Below are 18591 nucleotides of genomic sequence, written 5' to 3'. Positions count from 1 at the left end.
CCCAACACATTATTTAGCAGGAACTGCTTCAGTTTTAATAGCTGCTTGCGCACGGCTGGTAAGGGCTAGAGCCTCTTTACGTGCATGAATCTCACCCAGAGCACGTTTGTACTCGAGCGGGAACACCTTGACAAATTTCAGACGCGACACATCCCAGGTATCGAGCAACTCGCGCGCGCGCTTGCTGCCGGTCCAGCGGTTGTGTTCTTCCAGTAATTTCTTCAACTGCGCTTCGTCGCTTTGACCGCGATGCCACAAGGCCACGTCGATGGCGGCCTCTTGCTCAGCCACCGTCAACACTTTTTCCATGGAGACCATGGCGGTGTTGCAACGCTGGGCAAACTGGCCGTCTTCGTCATACACGTACGCCAGGCCACCGCTCATGCCGGCAGCAAAGTTGCGTCCGGTTTTGCCCAACACGGCCACCGTGCCGCCGGTCATGTACTCGCAACCGTGGTCGCCAGTGCCTTCGACGACCGCCGTAGCGCCCGACAGACGCACCGCAAAGCGCTCGCCGCCGACGCCGCTGAAGAACGCTTCACCGCTGGTGGCGCCGTACATCACCGTGTTACCGACGATGGTGTTGCGAATCGCCTCACCCCGGAAGTCGATGCTGGGTCGCACCACGATACGACCGCCCGAGAGGCCCTTGCCGGTGTAGTCGTTGGCATCGCCAATCAGGTACAGCGTGATGCCGTTGGTCAGGAACGCGCCAAACGACTGGCCGCCCGTGCCTTCGAGCTGGATGCGGATGGTGTCATCCGGCAAGCCTTGTGGATGCACCTTGGTGACAGCGCCAGATAGCATGGCACCGACCGAACGGTTCACATTGCGGGCCATCTCCATGAACTGCACACGCTCACCCTTGTCGATGGCCGCACGGCTCTTGGCAATCAGCACGTTGTCGAGCGATTTCTCCAGGCCGTGTTCTTGCTCCAATGTCTGGAAACGAGGCACATCGGCCGGCACATTGGGCATGGCAAACAGGCGGCTGAAGTCCAGGCCGCTGGCTTTCCAATGCTCAATACCTTGGCGCATGTCGAGCAAATCGGCACGGCCAATCAGGTCATCAAACTTGGCGATGCCGAGCTGGGCCATGATCTGACGCACTTCTTCGGCAATAAAGAAGAAGTAGTTCACCACATGCTCAGGCTTGCCGGAGAACTTGCGGCGCAGCGCCGGGTCTTGCGTGGCCACGCCCACCGGGCAGGTGTTGAGGTGGCATTTGCGCATCATGATGCAGCCTTCCACCACCAGCGGGGCGGTTGCAAAGCCAAACTCATCAGCGCCCAAGAGCGCGCCAATGGCGACGTCGCGACCAGTTTTCATCTGGCCATCGGCCTGCACGCGGATGCGGCTGCGCAAGCGGTTGAGCACCAGCGTTTGCTGGGTTTCTGCCAGACCGATTTCCCACGGGCTGCCGCAATGCTTGATGGACGACCAGGGCGAAGCGCCCGTGCCGCCGTCGTGTCCGGCAATCACCACATGGTCGGCCTTGCACTTGGCAACGCCGGCAGCGATGGTGCCGACCCCGATTTCAGCCACCAGCTTGACGCTGATACCGGCATGCGGTGCGACGTTTTTCAGATCGTGAATCAGCTGGGCCAAGTCTTCGATGGAGTAAATATCGTGGTGCGGTGGTGGCGAAATCAAACCGACGCCCGGCACCGAGTGGCGCAGACGACCGATGTATTCAGACACCTTGGTGCCGGGCAGTTGACCGCCCTCACCCGGCTTGGCGCCCTGCGCCATCTTGATCTGGATCTGGTCGGAGCTGCTCAGGTATTCGGCGGTAACGCCAAAACGGCCCGAGGCGACTTGCTTGATGCGCGAACGCAGCGAGTCGGTCGGCAGCAGCGGAATATCCACTTCGACCACGTCTTTGCCGATGATGTCGGCCATGGTCTGGCCTTGCTTGATCGGGATGCCTTTGAGCTCGTTGCGGTAACGCGCCGGGTCTTCGCCGCCCTCGCCTGTGTTGCTCTTGCCGCCGATGCGGTTCATGGCAATGGCCAGCGTGGCGTGGGCTTCGGTAGAGATCGAACCCAGCGACATCGCGCCGGTGGCAAAACGCTTGACGATCTCTTTGGCCGACTCGACCTGTTCCAGCGGAATGGCTTTGGTCGGGTCAAACTTGAACTCGAACAAACCGCGCAGCGTCAAGTGGCGCTTGCTCTGGTCGTTGATGAGTTGGGCGTACTCTTTGTAGGTATTCCAGTTGTTGGAGCGTGTGCTGTGTTGCAACTTGGCAATCGCGTCGGGCGTCCACATGTGCTCTTCGCCACGGGCGCGCCAGGCGTATTCGCCACCGGCATCAAGCCGATTGGCCAGCACCGGGTCGTCACCGAAGGCCGCCTTGTGCATGCGAATGGCTTCTTCGGCAATCTCGAACACGCCGATGCCTTCGACCCGGGTCGGGGTACCGGTGAAATACTTGGCCACGGTCTCGGTGGAGAGGCCAATGGCCTCGAACAACTGCGCGCCGCAGTAGCTCATGTAGGTGGACACGCCCATCTTGGACATGATCTTGGACAAGCCCTTGCCCACCGCCTTGACGTAGTTGTAAATGGCTTTGTCAGCGCTCAGGTCGCCCGGCAAATCATGGCTGATCGCCGCCAGCGTTTCCATGGCGAGGTAGGGGTGAACGGCTTCTGCGCCGTAACCGGCCAGCACGGCAAAGTGGTGCACTTCGCGCGCGGTACCGGTCTCAACCACCAAGCCTGCTGTAGTGCGCAAGCCTTCCAGCACCAAATGCTGGTGAATGGCCGAGAGCGCCAGCAGCGCCGGAATCGCCACTTGCGTCGCGGTAACCGCACGGTCGCTGATGATGAGAATGTTTTTACCGCCCTTGATCGCGTCCACGGCTTCGGCGCACAAGGAGGCCAGCTTGGCTTCAACACCTTCGCGGCCCCACGCCAGCGGGTAGGTGATGTCCAGCGTGTAACTGCGGAACTTGCCTTGCGTGTGCTTTTCAATATCGCGCAATTTGGCCATGTCGGCAAAGTCCAGCACCGGCTGGCTCACCTCCAGGCGCATCGGCGGGTTGACCTGGTTGATGTCAAGCAGATTGGGTTTAGGGCCAATAAAGGACACCAGACTCATCACAATCGCTTCACGAATCGGGTCGATGGGCGGGTTGGTCACTTGCGCGAACAACTGCTTGAAGTAGTTGTACAGCGGCTTGTTCTTGTCGCTTAACACCGCCAGCGGGCTGTCGTTGCCCATGGAGCCCAGCGCTTCTTCGCCGCCCACGGCCATCGGCGTGATCAGGAATTTCAGGTCTTCTTGTGTAAAACCAAAAGCTTGCTGACGGTCCAGCAAAGCAATGTCAGAGGCAGGTGCCAAGGCGGTATCGCCGGTGACGCTGTCGAGCTTGATGCGCAGATTCTCAATCCACTGCTTGTAAGGCTTGCTGTTGGCCAGCGTGGCTTTGATCTCCTCGTCGTCGATCATGCGGCCCTGTTCCAGGTCGATCAGGAACATCTTGCCGGGCTGCAGGCGCCATTTGCGCACAATTTTATTTTCTGGGAAGGGCAACACGCCCGACTCCGAGGCCATGACCACCAGATCGTCGTCGGTGATGCAGTAGCGCGAAGGACGCAGGCCATTACGGTCCAGCGTGGCGCCAATCTGGCGGCCATCAGTGAACACGATGCTGGCCGGGCCGTCCCATGGCTCCATCATGGCGGCGTGGTATTCGTAGAAGGCCTTGCGGCGCTGGTCCATATTGGCGTGCTGTTCCCAAGGCTCGGGAATCATCATCATCACTGCCTGACTGATGGGGTAACCCGCCATCGTCAGCAGTTCAAGGCAGTTGTCAAAGGTGGCGGTGTCGGACTGGCCGGCAAAGCTGATGGGATACAACTTTTGCAAGTCTGCCCCCAGCACCGGGGAAGACATCACGCCCTCACGCGCCTTCATCCAGTTGTAGTTGCCCTTGACGGTGTTGATCTCGCCGTTGTGCGCCACATAGCGGTACGGGTGCGCCAGCGGCCACTCGGGGAAGGTGTTGGTCGAGAAACGCTGGTGCACCAGGCCCAGCGCCGAGACGCAACGCACGTCCTGCAGGTCAAAAAAGTAAGTGCCGACCTGATCGGCCAGCAGCAAACCTTTGTAAACCACCGTGCGGCTCGACATGCTGGGCACGTAATACTCTTTGCTGTGCTTGAGCTTGAGCGCCTGGATGTGTGCGCTGGCGGTCTTGCGGATGACGTATAGCTTGCGCTCCAGCGCGTCCTGCACGATCACATCGCTGCCACGACCAATAAAAATCTGCTTCAACACCGGTTCTTTTTTGCGCACATTGGGCGACATCGGCATCTCGCGGTTCACCGGCACATCGCGCCAGCCCAGCAACACCTGACCTTCGGCCTTGATGGCGCGCTCCATCTCCTGCTCGCAAGCGAGACGCGATGCGTGCTCTTTGGGCAAAAACACCATGCCGACACCGTATTCGCCGGGCGGTGGCAGGGTCACCCCCTGGGCCGCCATTTCTTCGCGGTAAAGCGCGTCGGGCAACTGAATCAGAATACCGGCGCCATCGCCCATCAGCTTGTCGGCACCCACAGCGCCCCGATGGTCCAGGTTTTCAAGAATCTTGAGCGCGTTCTTGACGATGTCGTGCGACTTGGTGCCCTTGATGTGCGCCACAAAACCGACACCGCAAGCGTCATGCTCTTGGTCGGAAGAATATAAACCGTGTTCGTTGAGATGTTTGATCTCGGCAGCCGTCGTCATGGCGCACTCCTAAAAATAATCAGAGGGTTGGAGAATACTGCAATGCAACAAAAGTGCCAAGCAGAATAATGGGGGTCAGATTCCAATTAATTTTCTAATTTCTTGTTCTTGAAATAATTGGGGACATATCAAAAATTATAGCTACTCACGCAATAAGAACGGGGGCTACAGTCTTATTTGACTCTTTTTTTCCGACTGAAACCGGCCGCCCGGCGAGCCCTTTGGCCACGCGGCGCCCGGTTCTTTTTTGTAAATCTGCCACAAAATCTGGTTCACCCAGCGCCCAACCGCTCATGGCAGAGTCGGTCAAGGCCGCTTGCTGCACCGGGCTGATGCCACTTTGCACCAATTGGGCGTATGCCGCTTCGCGGGCAAACGGCGTGTTACCCAGTTCCCAAAACAGGGCGTGCGGGGTGATGAGCGGGTCGATGCGCTGCCCGGTGTAATGCCCGTGGCTGGACCACGGATAGTCTCGAGCCGACGTCACCATGCCAGCGCGCACCGGATTCAGGTCGATGTAGGCCATGCAGGCGAGCAAATAACGCTCGGTCTGGATCACGGTCGACTTGTAACGTCCCTCCCACAAGGTCCCGCTGCGCCTTTGGGAATCATTGAAGTAGCGCACATAACGCCGCCCCACCGCCTGCATCATCTGCGGCAAACCCTCCGCCGTCTGCGGTGTGGCCAACAGGTGAAAGTGGTTGCTCATCAGCACGTAGGCATGAATCGCCACATCGAACTTTTTGGCGTTTTCAACCAACAGATCCAGCAGGGTTTGATAGTCTGCCTTCGAATTGAAAATGGCTTGCCGGTTATTGCCACGCTGGATGACGTGGTGCGGATAACCGGGCAATGTGAAACGGGGGAGTCGGGCCATAGGATTTAATTGGAATCTGACCCCGATTATTCACAATATTTTCATGCGATCATCCAGATTTGAATCGGAGAAACCTGTGACCTCATTCACCAAAGTAGTGCTATTTACTGACACCGATGGCCGCGCCCGCTTCCGAGAAGAAACCTTGGCATTGACCGAAGGCACGCCGAGTTCACAACTATCCCCATTGATGGCCTCAGGCGGCTTTCAGTTACGGGAAAGTCCGGTCGGGTTTCGCAGCACTTTTCACTGCACCGGCAAGCCGCAATGGGTTTTTATTCTGGGTGGGCAGATGGAAATCAGCCTGCAGGACGGCAGTTCGCGCGTATTTACCGCGGGCCAGCATTTTTATTCAGCCGACACGCTGCCAGAAGGTGCCACGTTTGACCCTGCGGTGCATGGTCACTGGAGCCGCCAACTGGGGCAAGAACCGCTGCAAACCTTGTTTGTACAAGGTTAGGCGGTCTTGCCGCACTAGGTCAGAAGCGCCTACTTGGGCGCTTTGGTGACGCGAACCTTGCCGCCGTTGGTGACCAGAATCACGGCATCGCCAGGGACCAGCACTTCAGCGGCCTTGGCTTGCACAATCGCACGGCGCTCGCCGCCTTTGAGTTGCAGCAAAATTTCTACCGCTTCTTCACGGGTGCTAAATCGCTCGATCGCATTGCCTGCAGCCGCACCGGCGACCCCGGCCAGCACGCCCAAAATCTGACCTTCGCGCTGCACGCCGCTGGCACCATAGCCGCCAATGGCGCCCACCACGCCACCCACCGTGGCGCCAATGCCGGACTGGCTGCCGTCCACCGTCACCGTGCGCACACTCAGCACCACCGCATCTTCCACAACCGACATGCGCTGGGCATCGCCGCGCTGAATGACATCAGGACTGCTGCTGGCGCAGGCGCCCAAGGTGGCGGCAACGATCAAGGCAAGGCTCAAGTTAAAAACAGATTTCATCAATGACTCCAACAATAATAAGTAAACGGCGCCTCGGTCGGGCGCCGGGAAAAAAACGTGAATAAACCAGGCCTGAACGCGTCAGCCCAGGGTTTCGTTGTCCACCGCATTATCCTGAGGTAAGGTAAACCGCGTCTCAAGCAGACCACTTAGCCCGAATTCCTGCAGCAAAGCACGCAAGCGCTGCGCAGCCGCCCGCTTCTTCTGCCCGGTGTAACGCGCGATGATGAGCTCGTTTTTCATGCTGTGCTCCCACCCGACCAGTTCGGTGACCGTCACCTGATAGCCCCAGGCTTCCAGATACAAACAGCGCAACACATTGGTAATCTGACTGCCCATTTCACGGGTGTGCAGGGGGTGGCGCCACAACTCAGCCAGCGGCGTGCGCGTCAGCGACAGCGCTTTGTGTTGGCTCAAACACCGCGCCACTTCCGCCTGGCAGCAAGGCACCAGCACCATGAATTTGGCGTGCTTTTGCAGGCCAAAGGCAATCGCGTCATCGGTGGCGGTATCGCAGGCATGCAAGGCGGTGACCACGTCAATCTGCGCAGGCAACTCGTCGGATTGGGCCGACTCTGCCACGCTCAAATTCAGAAACGACATGCGCTCAAAACCCAGCTTTGTTGCCAACTCGCGTGACTTCTGCACCAACTCGGGGCGCGTCTCCACACCATAGATATGACCCGTATTCAGGGCCTTGAAAAACAAGTCGTAAATGATGAAACCCAGGTACGACTTGCCCGCGCCATGGTCGGCCAGCGTCGCACCCGTGGCTTTGGCCGGCAACTCCAGCAGCAGTTTTTCAATGAACTGGAACAGGTGGTAAACCTGCTTGAGCTTGCGCCGTGAGTCCTGGTTGAGCTTGCCCTCCACGGTCAGGATGTGCAGCTCTTTCAGCAACTCAATCGACTGACCCGGCCTGATTTCAGGGGCAATGACCCCGGTTGCTGGCGATTTGCCTGCCGACTTGTCCTGGGGCTTGCGATCTGATGTTTTTGTTTTCATTCTGCTTTGTGGCCCGAAATATCAGCGCCAGGCGTTGTGTCTGCCAGCGAATTGTGTGGGCAGCCTTGGGAGCGCCCGACCCCGAGCGCGGCCCAACCAGCCGCCCCAATGCGCTCCATGGTTTCCATGTTGCGCTCAAAAATGCTTTCGGCGTCCGGAAAAGCGTCCACCGCCCGGTCAATGCTGTCCTCGCGCAGCAGGTGCAAAGTGGGGTACGGCGAGCGGTTCGTGAAGTTGGTGATGTCATCCGCCCGTGTGTCGGCAAACTGGTAGTCTGGGTGCAAATTGGCGATCTGCAGAACGCCATCCAATTCCAGATCAACCAAGGCTTGGTCGGCCTCTGCCAGGAAATCATTGAAATCGAGAAAATCAGCCAGGCAGTCTGGCGCTATTAAAAGCGTCGTATCCCGTGCAGACGGTTCGGAGGCTATCAGCCCTTTTAGCTCGTCAATCAGATCAACCAGAAATTCTGGCGCATTCTGGGCCCGACTCACGACATAGTGGACCTGCCCCTTGACATGCACGCTTTTGGCGAACGGGCACAAGTTCAAGCCAATCACCGCCCGCTCCAGCCAGCCACGTGTGTCGTCAATGGCGGTTTGTGTTGATACTTGCATTTATCGTTCTCGTTTAAACAAAACTACTGGGGTGGCCAACGATCAATTTGGCCAACTCGTCAAGCACCTGGCTTTGAATTTGTGGCGCTGAATAACTGGCGTTCACCACTTCGAAACCTTGCACGTTTGCCAAGCGAAAAGCCAGGCTGCACGCATCATGATCGGCCGTGATGGTGACACTGCCTCGCGCTTCGGTCAGGTAGTCGAACCGAATGGCCTGCAGGGTGTTTTTCTCGGGGTGGCGCACGTTGACGCGGTCATGCTTGATAGAACCCGCTGACACGCGACTCTCGATCCGATTCAAATCGGGCGGAAAATTTGCGCTGACACTGCCACTGATGGGTGGTCCCTCACAAGGCACAAGGTGCCAGCCCAGGACGATGTAGTCAAACACTTCCTGATCGCGCAGCTTCTTTTTTCGCGCATCAACTCGAAACTCAACCAGCTTCATATCTGGCCAAGGTGTTTTCCCATTCAAGCTGAGTTTGGGTCCCTGGGGGCCAATCACATTGAGTTGTTTGGCCAGTTCCGACACGTACAGCCAAACCGTTTGGGCGGCCGCCTCCGTCAGCCTGGTGCTTTCGGCATTGTGGCTTTGCTGGACACTTTGTTGGGTTTGCAGCGCACTGGCTTGCGATTTAAGTTGATTGAGAAAGCTCACGACGATTCCCTGGCGCTTTTATGAATGTCATGAATTATTACAGCAGCTTCATACCCGTCAGGCGCTCATGCTCACGGCCCGCAAATCGATCTGTCATGCCAGCGATGTAATCGGCCACCACCCGGGCCCTATTATTTACAGCGTCCGCACTGTGCTGTGCGGCTTCAGAACGAGCCAGAAAACCAGCCTGCATTTCCTGCGGCCGCGCCAGATACACCGCAAAAAGCTCACTCACCACGCGCGCCGCTTGACCGGTGGTATGCGTCACCTGCGGATGGCGGTACAGCTTTTGGTACAGAAACTTCTTCAACACCTGGGACTTGGCCCGCATGGCTTCGCCAAACTGGACCATCGGTTCAAGATGGCGAACCGCCTCGACACTCTGCGGTGCTTGCGCATCAATCATGCGCTGGGTGGCGGCAATCACGTCATAGACCTGCGCACTGAGCATGCGCCGAATGGCTTCGTACAGCAGACGGCGACCTTGCGCCTCACCAGATAAATGAGGAAATTCATTCAGGGTTTGGCGTCTGAAATCATCAAACAGCGCCACCTCCTGCAACTGCTCAAGCGTGATCAAACCAGAACGCACCCCATCGTCGATGTCATGCGCGTTATAGGCAATTTCATCGGCCAGATTGCACAGTTGCGCTTCAAGACTGGGCTGGGTGCGTTCCAAAAACCGCTGCCCGACGCCACCGGGTTCATGCGCTTCCAGCACCAGGGCATTGCTGCGCGAGCAGTGTTTGAGTATGCCCTCCCGAGTTTCAAACGTGAGGTTGAGTCCGTCAAACTCGGGGTAGCGCTCCTCCAGTTGATCGACCACGCGCAAACTTTGCAGGTTGTGCTCAAAGCCCCCAAAAGCGGCCATGCAGTGATTCAGCGCGTCTTGTCCGGCATGGCCAAACGGCGTGTGCCCCAAGTCATGCGCCAGCGCGATAGCCTCGACCAGGTCTTCGTTAAGGTGCAGCGAGCGGGCGATGGAGCGGCCTAACTGCGCCACCTCCAGCGAATGCGTCAGGCGCGTGCGAAACAGGTCACCTTCGTGGTTAAGAAACACCTGCGTCTTGTAAACCAGTCGACGAAACGCCGAACTGTGAACAATGCGGTCGCGGTCGCGCTGGTATTCGGTTCGGGTCGGCGCCGGGGCTTGCGGGTAGCGCCGACCCCGCGACTCAGCCGGATCACAGGCAAAGCGTGCAAGCGTCATAAATTTATGCCAAATAGGGCTCTAGCCCCCGTACTACCTGCGTGAGTAGCTATTAATTTTAAAGTACTCAAGCGCAACACAAATCAATCACTTCGCGAACCAGGGCATCGGGTGCGCTGCGCACAGCCGCACTGGCCGGGCCGTCGATCACCACGAATTTGATGGCGCCGCCTTCTGCTTTTTTATCCACGCGCATGAATTCAAGATAGCGCCCGGCGTTGTCTGTGTCCGAAAGCAGCGGTCCCTTGACAGGCAGACCGGCTTTTTGAATCAAAGTCGTCAAGCGCTGAACAAGGGCCACATCAATGAGCCCAAGCCGATGCGACAAATGGGCTGCCATCACCATGCCGCAACCCACCGCCTCGCCATGCAACCACTCACCGTACCCCAAACCCGCCTCGATCGCATGGCCAAAGGTGTGGCCAAAATTAAGAATGGCCCGCAAGCCCGCTTCGCGCTCATCTTGCCCCACCACCCAAGCCTTGATTTCGCAGCTGCGCTTGACGGCGTGGGCCAACGCAGCGGGGTCGCGCGCCATCAAGGCATCGATGTTGGCCTCAATCCAGGCCAGAAAATCCAGGTCGGCAATAGGCCCGTACTTGATGATCTCCGCCAGACCGGCACTGAGTTCACGCTGAGGCAAAGTGTTGAGCGTGTCAAGATCACACACGACCTTGAGCGGTTGGTAAAACGCACCGATCATGTTCTTGCCCAGCGGATGGTTGATGCCGGTTTTGCCGCCCACACTGGAGTCAACCTGCGCCAGCAAAGTGGTCGGCACCTGCACAAAAGGCACGCCACGCATGTAACTGGCGGCGGCAAAACCGGTCATGTCACCCACGACACCCCCACCCAGTGCAAACAAAATCGTTTTGCGGTCGCAACCGTTGGCCAGCAAAGCGTCAAAAATCTGGTTCAAGGTTTGCCAGGTTTTGTAAACCTCGCCATCCGGCAGGATCACGGTGTGGATTTGGGCATATTTGCCTTGAAGTGCGGCTTTAAGTCGCTCAGCATACAAGGGCGCCACCGTGGTATTGCTCACAATCAGCACGCTGCTCGCGGCAGGCAGCGCTGCATACGTCACTGCCTTGTCGAATTGCGCGCCCCCAATGGAGATTGGGTAACTGCGATCTTGCAGGTCGATGGAAACGGTCGATGTGAGCGAATTTGATTGGGAATCTTGAGCTTTCATACCCCTTAGTTTAGGGGCTGCTGAGGCCATTTCTGCAACCTCGACGGCGAATCGAACGCAAGCTTGATTTCAGGAGCTCTGAACCACGCCAGCCAATTCCAACTGCATCGCGATCATATTCACCAGCGTGGAGACCGAGGGTCGCCCCGTTTCAATCACGAAATTAGCAGTTTCGCGGTACAGAGGATCACGAATAGCATGCAGGTCACGCAAGCGACCCAGCGGGTCGGCCACTTGAAGCAAGGGCCGGTTGACATCGTGACGCAAGCGTCGAAAGAGTTCGTCAGGCGAGGAATTCAGGTAAATGACCTGACCCCGCTCGCGCAGGTGCTTGCGATTTGTGGGTCGCAAGACAACACCGCCACCGGTCGACAAAATACATTTCGGATTCTGGGTGAGCTGGTCGATGACCGACTCTTCAAGATCACGAAACCGGTCTTCCCCTTCCCGCTCGAAATACTCACGGATAGAGCAGCCGATTTGCTGCTCTATGACGTGGTCGGAGTCAAAGAAAGGAAGCTGAAGTCGCCGGGCCAGTTGACGCCCGACGGTGGATTTACCTGAGCCGGGGAGGCCGATGAGACTAACCAATAAACTCGACAAAGAAAACTTAGTTGAACACTACGGGAATACAAATGTTTTGGTAGTGACGATAGCTGATGGAAGCGGAGTAGTAATTTCAATGAATATTTGATCAGCCGACGCGCAACCTACAGATGTCGCATAGTTAATCGTAACTGGATCAATCGAATTCGCTACGTTTTTTGTTATCGTGCTAATTGTTCCATTGAGTCCACAAGACACGCTAGAAGTTCGCGCAGTGATGGTGCTTCCGGTTGGAACACTATTGTCATTCAAGTCACCAATCGTAACGGTCAACAATGGAGGCACAAGCGTGCCAACAATCTTGGCTGTACCAGATGCAAACACCACCATCGTCTGCTTTCGTACATCTGCGGCACCCCAAACGCCATCGCCAGGGCATTCCGTTACCAAATTCCCTGTCACTGTACAGGCTGCGGCGCCGACGCGCGGAACCTGAAACTCCCCGTTACTGTAATAACCATTCGCAGCCGTCTGCCCGTTATCGTCACGGTAGGCCCGGCCTAAGTCAGTGAACGTATCGTTACCATCAAAGATATTGTTCCCATTTAGATCAATAAAATCTTCCTCACCTGTGACGTAGGCCAGGATTGACACACGTCCATTTTTAGTACGGGTGCCAGAGGCTTTCAAAGTAACTGAACAGGAAGATACTGGAATTGCCGGTGATGAGGCTGTTGCCGGGATAACCGGTGGCACAAAACACACCGCGGGCAACATCACCCCTGCTTCAGTCACAAAGTTGACCTGCGTGCCCGGGGGCACCGGGTTGCCTTGTCGGTCAGCCATCGACAAGGTCACTTTGGATGTTTCACCGTCCACATTGGCTGCTTCAATACTGAATTTCTCTAGAGACAAACTCAACGAGCTTTGCGTCGGTCGACCTGACGCGACGGTCAACAAATTGGAATTGGAAAAGACGTTCGTGACCGCGCCATTGCCATCAAGCAATGTCGCTTTCAGATTAAGTGAGGTCGGCACTGTGCCCGAAAAAACCGCAGCCGAAACCAGCCCCAAACTGTCGGTGGTCATGTCTACCGCCGCAGTGTTGCCCACCGTGTTCAAGCTGACACCAGTTGCAGTGTTGCTCAAGCTGAGGCGCAATTTTTTATTCTGCAGTGGATTTCCGCTCGAATCGACGACTTTGAAAGCAACTTGCGCCTGCGTTGTGCCCACGGAGTCGGCCAAATAGATTAACTGGGGTGTGGTGCTGACAAACTGAACATTGGTCGCAATGGAACCGTCCACACCTATCGTGCCCGACACGGGCGTTGCGCCCACAGCCGAAGCCGTAATAGTGACATTCGTTCCGGAGCAGGTTGGCAAACTCGCGGTATATGTGCTGATGGCAGCGCCAGCGGCATCCGTCACAACCACGGACGGCGTGACCGTTCCGCAGCTTGCATTGAAGGTCACTTGAACCGGTGTGTTGGTTGCTGCAGTGCCGTTGACTGTGGCAGTGACAGAAACGGGACGATTGCCGTATGCCGCCAATGTACCGATCCCCACGTTCAGGGTTCCAAGGCCCAGATTTGCAGCCGACAATTGAAAGTCAAACGAAGTTGTCAATGACGTCGTGCCAACGGTAGTCTTGGCCACCAGCGTACTGGCACCCGCTGACGATAAAGAGACAGGTGACACTTGGATTGCAGCAATACCCGTCAGCGGATCGGATAACACTTGCCCATTTGCCGGGCTGAACTTGATCAGTGTCGTATCGCCGGTAAAGGTCACCAGCTTCCCACCAACAGCAGTCCCACTGGCATCCTTGACTGTCGCCAGCGCATTGAGCCCCGAAGCCGAAATCGCATTACCCCCACCAGCCAATCCCAAACTAATTGTTGATGATGCAGCACTCGCTAGCGGCACCACTGTCACGCCCATGCTGGACTGGCTAGCAGCCACACCCGCAACAGAGACATCGGCGGTAACCAGACCAGCGCCAGATGAAGTTATCGTTGCCGGACTGATTTGAACGAACGCAACACCATTAGAGTCTGTCACACCAGAGCCGTTCCCCGACAATTTCACCAACATTGAATCACCCGCAAATCTAACTAACTGGCCTAAAAGTGCAGTACCGGCAGAATCTTTGACAGTGGCTTGCAAGATGAAAACATCGCTAGCAGATACCGTTGTTACCGTCGTACCAGCGGAATTTTTCAAACCGATGCTAATAGTCGGTGAAGTAATAACTACTGGTGCTGAAGCTGGTGCCGACGCAGCCGGTGTCGAACCTCCACTTGTCGTCCCTGCACTTCCTCCACCTCCCCCACAAGCCGTCAAGGCCACAGCAACCGCAACACCCAAAACAAACTTCATCAATCTCATATTCTTATCCCTGAAAATAAACTAAAAGCAACAGTTAACGTGATGCTTTGTCAGCAACCACCTTAGGCGTGATGAACACCAGCATTTCCTGCTTGTTTGAAATTCTGGAACGGCTCTTGAACAGATTCCCTAGCCCAGGGATGTCACCCAACAAGGGGACTTTAGTCACATCGTCGCTTTCAGTCATCTCAAAAATGCCACCAATAACAACCGTTCCACCATTTTCAACCAGCACCTGCGTTTGAATATGTTTCGTATTGATAGCAAAACCTGCAGCAGTCTGCTGGCCAACGGTATCTTTGGTGACATCCAATGCCAAAATAATATTACCTTCAGGCGTTATTTGAGGTGTAACTTCCAACTTCAAATTCGCTTTGCGGAAAGCAATCGAAGTTGCGCCGCTTGATGAAGCTACTTGATAAGGCAACTCGGTGCCTTGCTCAATCAATGCTTTGATCTGATCGGCAGTCACCACGCGTGGGCTGGAAACCACTTTACCTTTTCCGTCTGCCTCAAGGGCAGAGAGTTCCAAATTCAGGAAGCGATTCGCTGCCGAACTAAACAGTGAGACAGCAAAGGTTGCAGGGTTGTAGCCATTTTGTCCCACAGCAGGCAGATTGACAAAACTACTGGTCAGGTCATTAACACCGCCAGCGCCAGTCGTTGCAACCACGTTGGAGTAGCTTGTCCCAAATGCAATACTGTTATTGCTACCGCCCAACGCGTACCCACCCGTGCCACCGTTTTGCGCACGGAGGTCATTGCCGCCCAATTTAATACCCAGAGATTTACCAAAGGTGTCTGTCGCCTCCACAATTCGCGCTTCAATCAGGACTTGACGAACCGGAATATCGAGCTTGGCAATTAATTGCTGAACCTGTTCCAGCTTGCTGGGGATATCTGTCACAAACAACTGGTTGGTGCGCGCCTCAGCGATGGTGCTGCCACGCGGGCTCAACATGCGGGAACTGCTGGCACCTGTTCCGCCACCGGTAGCTGTCAGTTGAGCAGCAACTTCAGCCGCCTTGGTGTAATTCATCTGGAAAGACTGGGTGCGCAACGGCTCCAGATTTTGCAGTGAAGCAATCGACTCAAGTTCAAGCTTTTCCTTGGCGTTGATTTCATCTTTGGGCGCAATCCAAAGAACATTCCCGGTTTTCCGCATACCCAGTCCCTTGGCTTGCAAAATAATGTCCAAAGCTTGATCCCAAGGCACATCCTGCAGACGCAAGGTGACAGAACCCGTGACTGAATCAGAAGTAATGATATTGAAGTTGGTGAAATCAGCAATCACCTGCAACAGTGAACGAACTTCAATATTTTGGAAGTTGAGTGAGAGTTTTTGGCCGCTATAGCCGGGGCCTTGCGTCAATTTTGACGTATCAACTTTGACTGGTTTTACTTCGACGACAAATTGATCGTCCGTTTGGTACGCGCTGTGAACCCAATCACCCTTAGGCAAAATCACCATCCGCACACGATCGCCCACTTGTGACGTAGTGACGGTCTGAACGGGTGTACCGAAGTCAGTCACATCCAAGCGGCGGCGCATACCTTCAGGCAAGGTCGACTTCATGAATTCAACCACCAGGGTTTGACCTTGCTGGCGAATATCAACACCGACCTGACTGTTAGGCAAGGCCACGACGATGCGGCCAGAACCTTCGTCACCCCGACGGAAGTCCAGATCTTTCAGTGGCAAAGTATCGCGACTGCGACTTTCTGCAAAGACCGGCGCTACGGTAGTCGCAGCCGCTGCAACAGCAACTGCATCAAGCACGACCAACAGCGATTTACCTTGCAACTGGGCTTTGTAAGCCGTCGCTTGTTTCAAGTTCAAAACAACACGGGTTCGGTCTCCTGCCTGAACCACACTGACTGACTTCAAATTACCATGGTTGATGTCGATGGTTGAACGCCCCATGGCGTTTGTGACACCAGGAAAATCAAGCGCAATTCTGGCCGGCGACTGAATGGTGAAGCCCGTTGGAATGGCCGCAAGGGCTTGTGTTAAATCGATTTTGACAACTTCAACACCCCCTTGTATCGACCCTGATACAGCCTCAATAGCGCTTTGCGCTTGTGCAGAAAGTGCCGCCATCAAAAGCGAGGCAGCCAGAAAAAAACGTTGCAACATGCGTTTTGTCATCCAATAGTTCTGATTGTTCATTTCGACCTCTCTTGCAACTGCAGTGTTGCAGTGCGTTCTATCCATTCACCCACAGCGTCTTGCACAATTTCACGCAAAGTAACTTCCGTCTCGGCGATTTTCGTCACTCGTCCGTAGTTTTGACCCAGGTAATTCCCAGGGCGTACCTGGTACAGCAAGTTGTCAACTTTCACCAACGCAATAGGCTGACCAGCCTTAACGAGACTCCCCACCAGCGCCATGGCGTCCAGAGGGAAGGATTCGAGTGCTTCCTTGCGGCGCGCCAACTCCGGGGCGATCAAGGCCCCGTTGGCCGCAGACTGTGTCGATTCACGCTTCAAAGCTTGGGTCAATTTTTGATTGCTGAAAGGCTCGATCGACGTAACTTGGGTATAACTTTCAGGCAAAAACTGCTTGGGCTCTGAAATTTTGGCCACACTAGGACGAGTTTGACTTTTCTGCTCAGTCATCCAGCGTTGAAGTTCATCTTCACTGGAGGCACCGCAAGCAACTAGGGTTGCAACCAAAGCGAGCCATAAGAATTTTGATAAGGTCATCATTTTTTGACCCCTTTGGGTGCCGACTTGGCTTGTGCTGCAACTTCAGCAGAATCAAGATAACGGAAAGTTTTGGCAGTCGCATCCATGGCCAATGTCCCATCCTTGGCAGGAAGAATCGTCAAATTATTCAAAGTCACAATGCGCGAAAGGTTGGCAATATCAGAGGCAAAAGCGCCAATATCATGGTACCGCCCAGTGACGCGCACGGCGATGGGCAACTCTGCGTAGTAATCTTTAACGGCAACTTGACCCGGCCTGAATAAATCAAACTGCAGGCTGCGCCCCAAACCGGCCTGATTGATATCAGACAGCAAAGCATCCATTTCAGCTTTACTTGGCAGCTGCTTCTCCAGCTGTGTCACATATTGCTGAACTTGCTCTCGCTGTTTTTTTAGCGCTTCAAGGTTGACTGCTTTCCCTAATTTAGTCTTGTATTCTTCGCGCAACTTGACTTCTTTAGCCTGTTCAGCTTCCAGTTCAACCTGGGAAGCGTCAAGCCATAAAAACCAGAGCACCACGACCAGCAAGGCAGCGACTGTCAAAAAAAGCGCATAACGAGGAAGCGCGGGCCAGTTGGAGGGATCCTTCGGATCAAGATTACGAAATTGCCCCGTCAGTTTTTCCTGAAGGGCAGGAAAGTCTATCTTCTGTGAGGATTTGCTTGCCATATTTTTCTACTCCTATTTTTTCACAGGAGTTGATGCAGACACCATGGGCGCCGAAGCGGCACTAACCGAAGCGAGCATTTTTTCAGCCTCGCTGGCGCGTACCAGGCGAACACGAATCGTGAAGTTGGAGACACGACGTTGATCTTTGGGTGGCAACGTCACTGAACCTGCCACAATTTCAACCAGTTCCGGCTTGGAAAACCAGGGGGTGTTATTTCCAAGATTGCGCAACAACTCAGATACACGTTCATTGGACTGCGCCACGCCTTGAAGGGTCACCGTCTGGCTGTCTTGGCGCATGCTGGTAACAAAAACGCCATCGGGCAACTGCTTGACAAGTTCCGTCAACAAATGAACAGGTAAATTGCGGTCGGCCTGCAAATCTTCAACAGCTTGCTGACGTGCGCGCAAACCGGCAATCTCGGCCTCAAGGCCTGCAATGTCTTTTATCTGGTTATCAAACCGTTTAATTTCGTTTTGCAGAACAAGGTTTTTACCTTGTTGCCCCGACAACTGAGTTTGATACCAAACAAATATTATTCCGGCTATCAAACCGCCAGCAAGCGCAGATGCGCCCAAACTGATATTGAATATATCTCGACGAAGTTTTCGGGCAACTTCACGGTGCGGTAATAGGTTAATCAGGATCACTGCATGAACCTCCGTAAGGCCAAGCCGCATGAAGTAAGGTAAGAAGGTGCCTCACGGGTCATTCTTTTCAAGCGGACACCATCACCAATTTCCATGCCTTCAAACGGATTCACCAAAGTGCACGCAAATGTAGTGTGTTGTGTCACAGCCGCCGTCAAACCAGGCAAAGCGGCAGAGCCACCCGCCAGCATCACGAAATCAACCTTGTTGTGCGGCGTACTGGTGAAGAAAAACTGCAAAGCGCGTCCAATTTCCTGAACCATGCTTTCAACGAAGGGGCGCAGCACGCTGGACTCGTAGTCGTCTGGCAACTCACCACTTCTCTTTTTACTCTCTGCCTCTTCAAGTGAAAAACCATACTGACGGACGATCA

Annotated in this window: 16 protein-coding genes; 1 reads left to right on the top strand and 15 read right to left on the bottom strand. The window is 55.2% G+C overall.

Translation table 11 applies throughout. The features are described 5' to 3' along the window. Positions 1–9 precede the first annotated feature (9 nt). Both WCG50_RS05975 and WCG50_RS05970 read right to left on the bottom strand, forming a co-directional pair. Positions 10–4737 (bottom strand): glutamate synthase-related protein, encoded by a 4728-nt coding sequence (locus tag WCG50_RS05975; protein WP_336898665.1) that lies wholly within the window; start codon positions 4735–4737, stop codon positions 10–12. A gap of 145 nt (positions 4738–4882) precedes the next feature. Next, positions 4883–5614, bottom strand: a complete 732-nt coding sequence (locus WCG50_RS05970) for a transposase (protein ID WP_336898664.1) — start codon at positions 5612–5614, stop codon at positions 4883–4885. Between the two features lie 76 nt (positions 5615–5690). Here WCG50_RS05970 and WCG50_RS05965 point away from each other — a divergent pair, with 76 nt between their 5' ends. Then, positions 5691–6074, top strand: coding sequence for a hypothetical protein (locus tag WCG50_RS05965; protein ID WP_336898663.1), 384 nt, complete (start codon positions 5691–5693; stop codon positions 6072–6074). Positions 6075–6103: 29 nt separating this feature from the next. Here WCG50_RS05965 and WCG50_RS05960 read toward each other — a convergent pair whose 3' ends face one another. The 13 genes from WCG50_RS05960 to pilM all read right to left on the bottom strand — a co-directional run. Continuing rightward, entirely contained in the window at positions 6104–6571 is a 468-nt protein-coding gene (locus WCG50_RS05960; protein WP_336898662.1) for a hypothetical protein, read from the bottom strand. 81 nt (positions 6572–6652) lie between these two features. Then, the gene (locus tag WCG50_RS05955; RefSeq protein ID WP_336898661.1) at positions 6653–7576 is read right to left on the bottom strand and encodes an SAM-dependent methyltransferase; all 924 of its coding nucleotides are present in this window, start codon (positions 7574–7576) and stop codon (positions 6653–6655) included. Further along, entirely contained in the window at positions 7573–8193 is a 621-nt protein-coding gene (locus tag WCG50_RS05950) for a DUF1415 domain-containing protein (protein WP_336898660.1), read from the bottom strand. Before WCG50_RS05950 ends, WCG50_RS05955 begins: the two co-directional genes overlap by 4 nt. Positions 8194–8206: 13 nt before the next feature. Beyond that, on the bottom strand, positions 8207–8854 hold the full coding sequence (locus WCG50_RS05945) for a hypothetical protein (RefSeq protein ID WP_336898659.1): 648 nt from the start codon (positions 8852–8854) through the stop codon (positions 8207–8209). A gap of 37 nt (positions 8855–8891) precedes the next feature. Next, a complete protein-coding gene (locus tag WCG50_RS05940; RefSeq protein ID WP_336898658.1) occupies positions 8892–10064 on the bottom strand; it encodes a deoxyguanosinetriphosphate triphosphohydrolase in 1173 nt (390 codons plus the stop codon). Between the two features lie 67 nt (positions 10065–10131). After that, positions 10132–11256, bottom strand: a complete 1125-nt coding sequence (aroB, locus tag WCG50_RS05935) for a 3-dehydroquinate synthase (RefSeq protein ID WP_336898657.1) — start codon at positions 11254–11256, stop codon at positions 10132–10134. 69 nt (positions 11257–11325) lie between these two features. Then, a complete protein-coding gene (locus WCG50_RS05930; RefSeq protein ID WP_336898656.1) occupies positions 11326–11847 on the bottom strand; it encodes a shikimate kinase in 522 nt (173 codons plus the stop codon). Between the two features lie 30 nt (positions 11848–11877). Beyond that, positions 11878–14190 carry a hypothetical protein gene (locus tag WCG50_RS05925; protein WP_336898655.1) on the bottom strand — a complete coding sequence of 771 codons (2313 nt, stop codon included), beginning with the start codon at positions 14188–14190 and terminating at the stop codon, positions 11878–11880. Positions 14191–14224: 34 nt separating this feature from the next. Continuing rightward, positions 14225–16360 (bottom strand): type IV pilus secretin PilQ, encoded by a 2136-nt coding sequence (locus WCG50_RS05920; protein ID WP_336898654.1) that lies wholly within the window; start codon positions 16358–16360, stop codon positions 14225–14227. Continuing rightward, positions 16357–16899 carry a pilus assembly protein PilP gene (locus WCG50_RS05915; protein WP_336898653.1) on the bottom strand — a complete coding sequence of 181 codons (543 nt, stop codon included), beginning with the start codon at positions 16897–16899 and terminating at the stop codon, positions 16357–16359. Before WCG50_RS05915 ends, WCG50_RS05920 begins: the two co-directional genes overlap by 4 nt. Beyond that, entirely contained in the window at positions 16896–17567 is a 672-nt protein-coding gene (locus WCG50_RS05910) for a type 4a pilus biogenesis protein PilO (RefSeq protein WP_336898652.1), read from the bottom strand. Before WCG50_RS05910 ends, WCG50_RS05915 begins: the two co-directional genes overlap by 4 nt. Positions 17568–17579: 12 nt before the next feature. After that, positions 17580–18218, bottom strand: a complete 639-nt coding sequence (locus tag WCG50_RS05905) for a PilN domain-containing protein (protein WP_336898691.1) — start codon at positions 18216–18218, stop codon at positions 17580–17582. Beyond that, the coding region (gene pilM, locus WCG50_RS05900; RefSeq protein ID WP_336898651.1) for a pilus assembly protein PilM at positions 18215–18591 on the bottom strand (377 nt) is incomplete at its 5' end. The genes WCG50_RS05905 and pilM, both read right to left, overlap by 4 nt.

Origin of the sequence: Rhodoferax sp., from assembly GCF_037143375.1 — a bacterium.
GTDB lineage: Bacteria > Pseudomonadota > Gammaproteobacteria > Burkholderiales > Burkholderiaceae_C > Rhodoferax.
Note: the sequence above shows the minus strand (reverse complement) of the source record. Positions and strands in the feature narration are given on the sequence as shown.

Excerpts from the sequence above, each read along its gene's own strand:
- WCG50_RS05975 (WP_336898665.1), bottom strand. The coding sequence starts at position 4,737 with ATGACGACGGCTGCCGAGATCAAACATCTCAACGAACACGGTTTATAT.
- WCG50_RS05970 (WP_336898664.1), bottom strand. The coding sequence starts at position 5,614 with ATGGCCCGACTCCCCCGTTTCACATTGCCCGGTTATCCGCACCACGTC.
- WCG50_RS05960 (WP_336898662.1), bottom strand. The coding sequence starts at position 6,571 with ATGAAATCTGTTTTTAACTTGAGCCTTGCCTTGATCGTTGCCGCCACC.
- WCG50_RS05955 (WP_336898661.1), bottom strand. The coding sequence starts at position 7,576 with ATGAAAACAAAAACATCAGATCGCAAGCCCCAGGACAAGTCGGCAGGC.
- WCG50_RS05950 (WP_336898660.1), bottom strand. The coding sequence starts at position 8,193 with ATGCAAGTATCAACACAAACCGCCATTGACGACACACGTGGCTGGCTG.
- WCG50_RS05940 (WP_336898658.1), bottom strand. The coding sequence starts at position 10,064 with ATGACGCTTGCACGCTTTGCCTGTGATCCGGCTGAGTCGCGGGGTCGG.
- aroB (WP_336898657.1), bottom strand. The coding sequence starts at position 11,256 with ATGAAAGCTCAAGATTCCCAATCAAATTCGCTCACATCGACCGTTTCC.
- WCG50_RS05925 (WP_336898655.1), bottom strand. The coding sequence starts at position 14,190 with ATGAGATTGATGAAGTTTGTTTTGGGTGTTGCGGTTGCTGTGGCCTTG.
- WCG50_RS05920 (WP_336898654.1), bottom strand. The coding sequence starts at position 16,360 with ATGAACAATCAGAACTATTGGATGACAAAACGCATGTTGCAACGTTTT.
- WCG50_RS05915 (WP_336898653.1), bottom strand. The coding sequence starts at position 16,899 with ATGATGACCTTATCAAAATTCTTATGGCTCGCTTTGGTTGCAACCCTA.
- WCG50_RS05910 (WP_336898652.1), bottom strand. The coding sequence starts at position 17,567 with ATGGCAAGCAAATCCTCACAGAAGATAGACTTTCCTGCCCTTCAGGAA.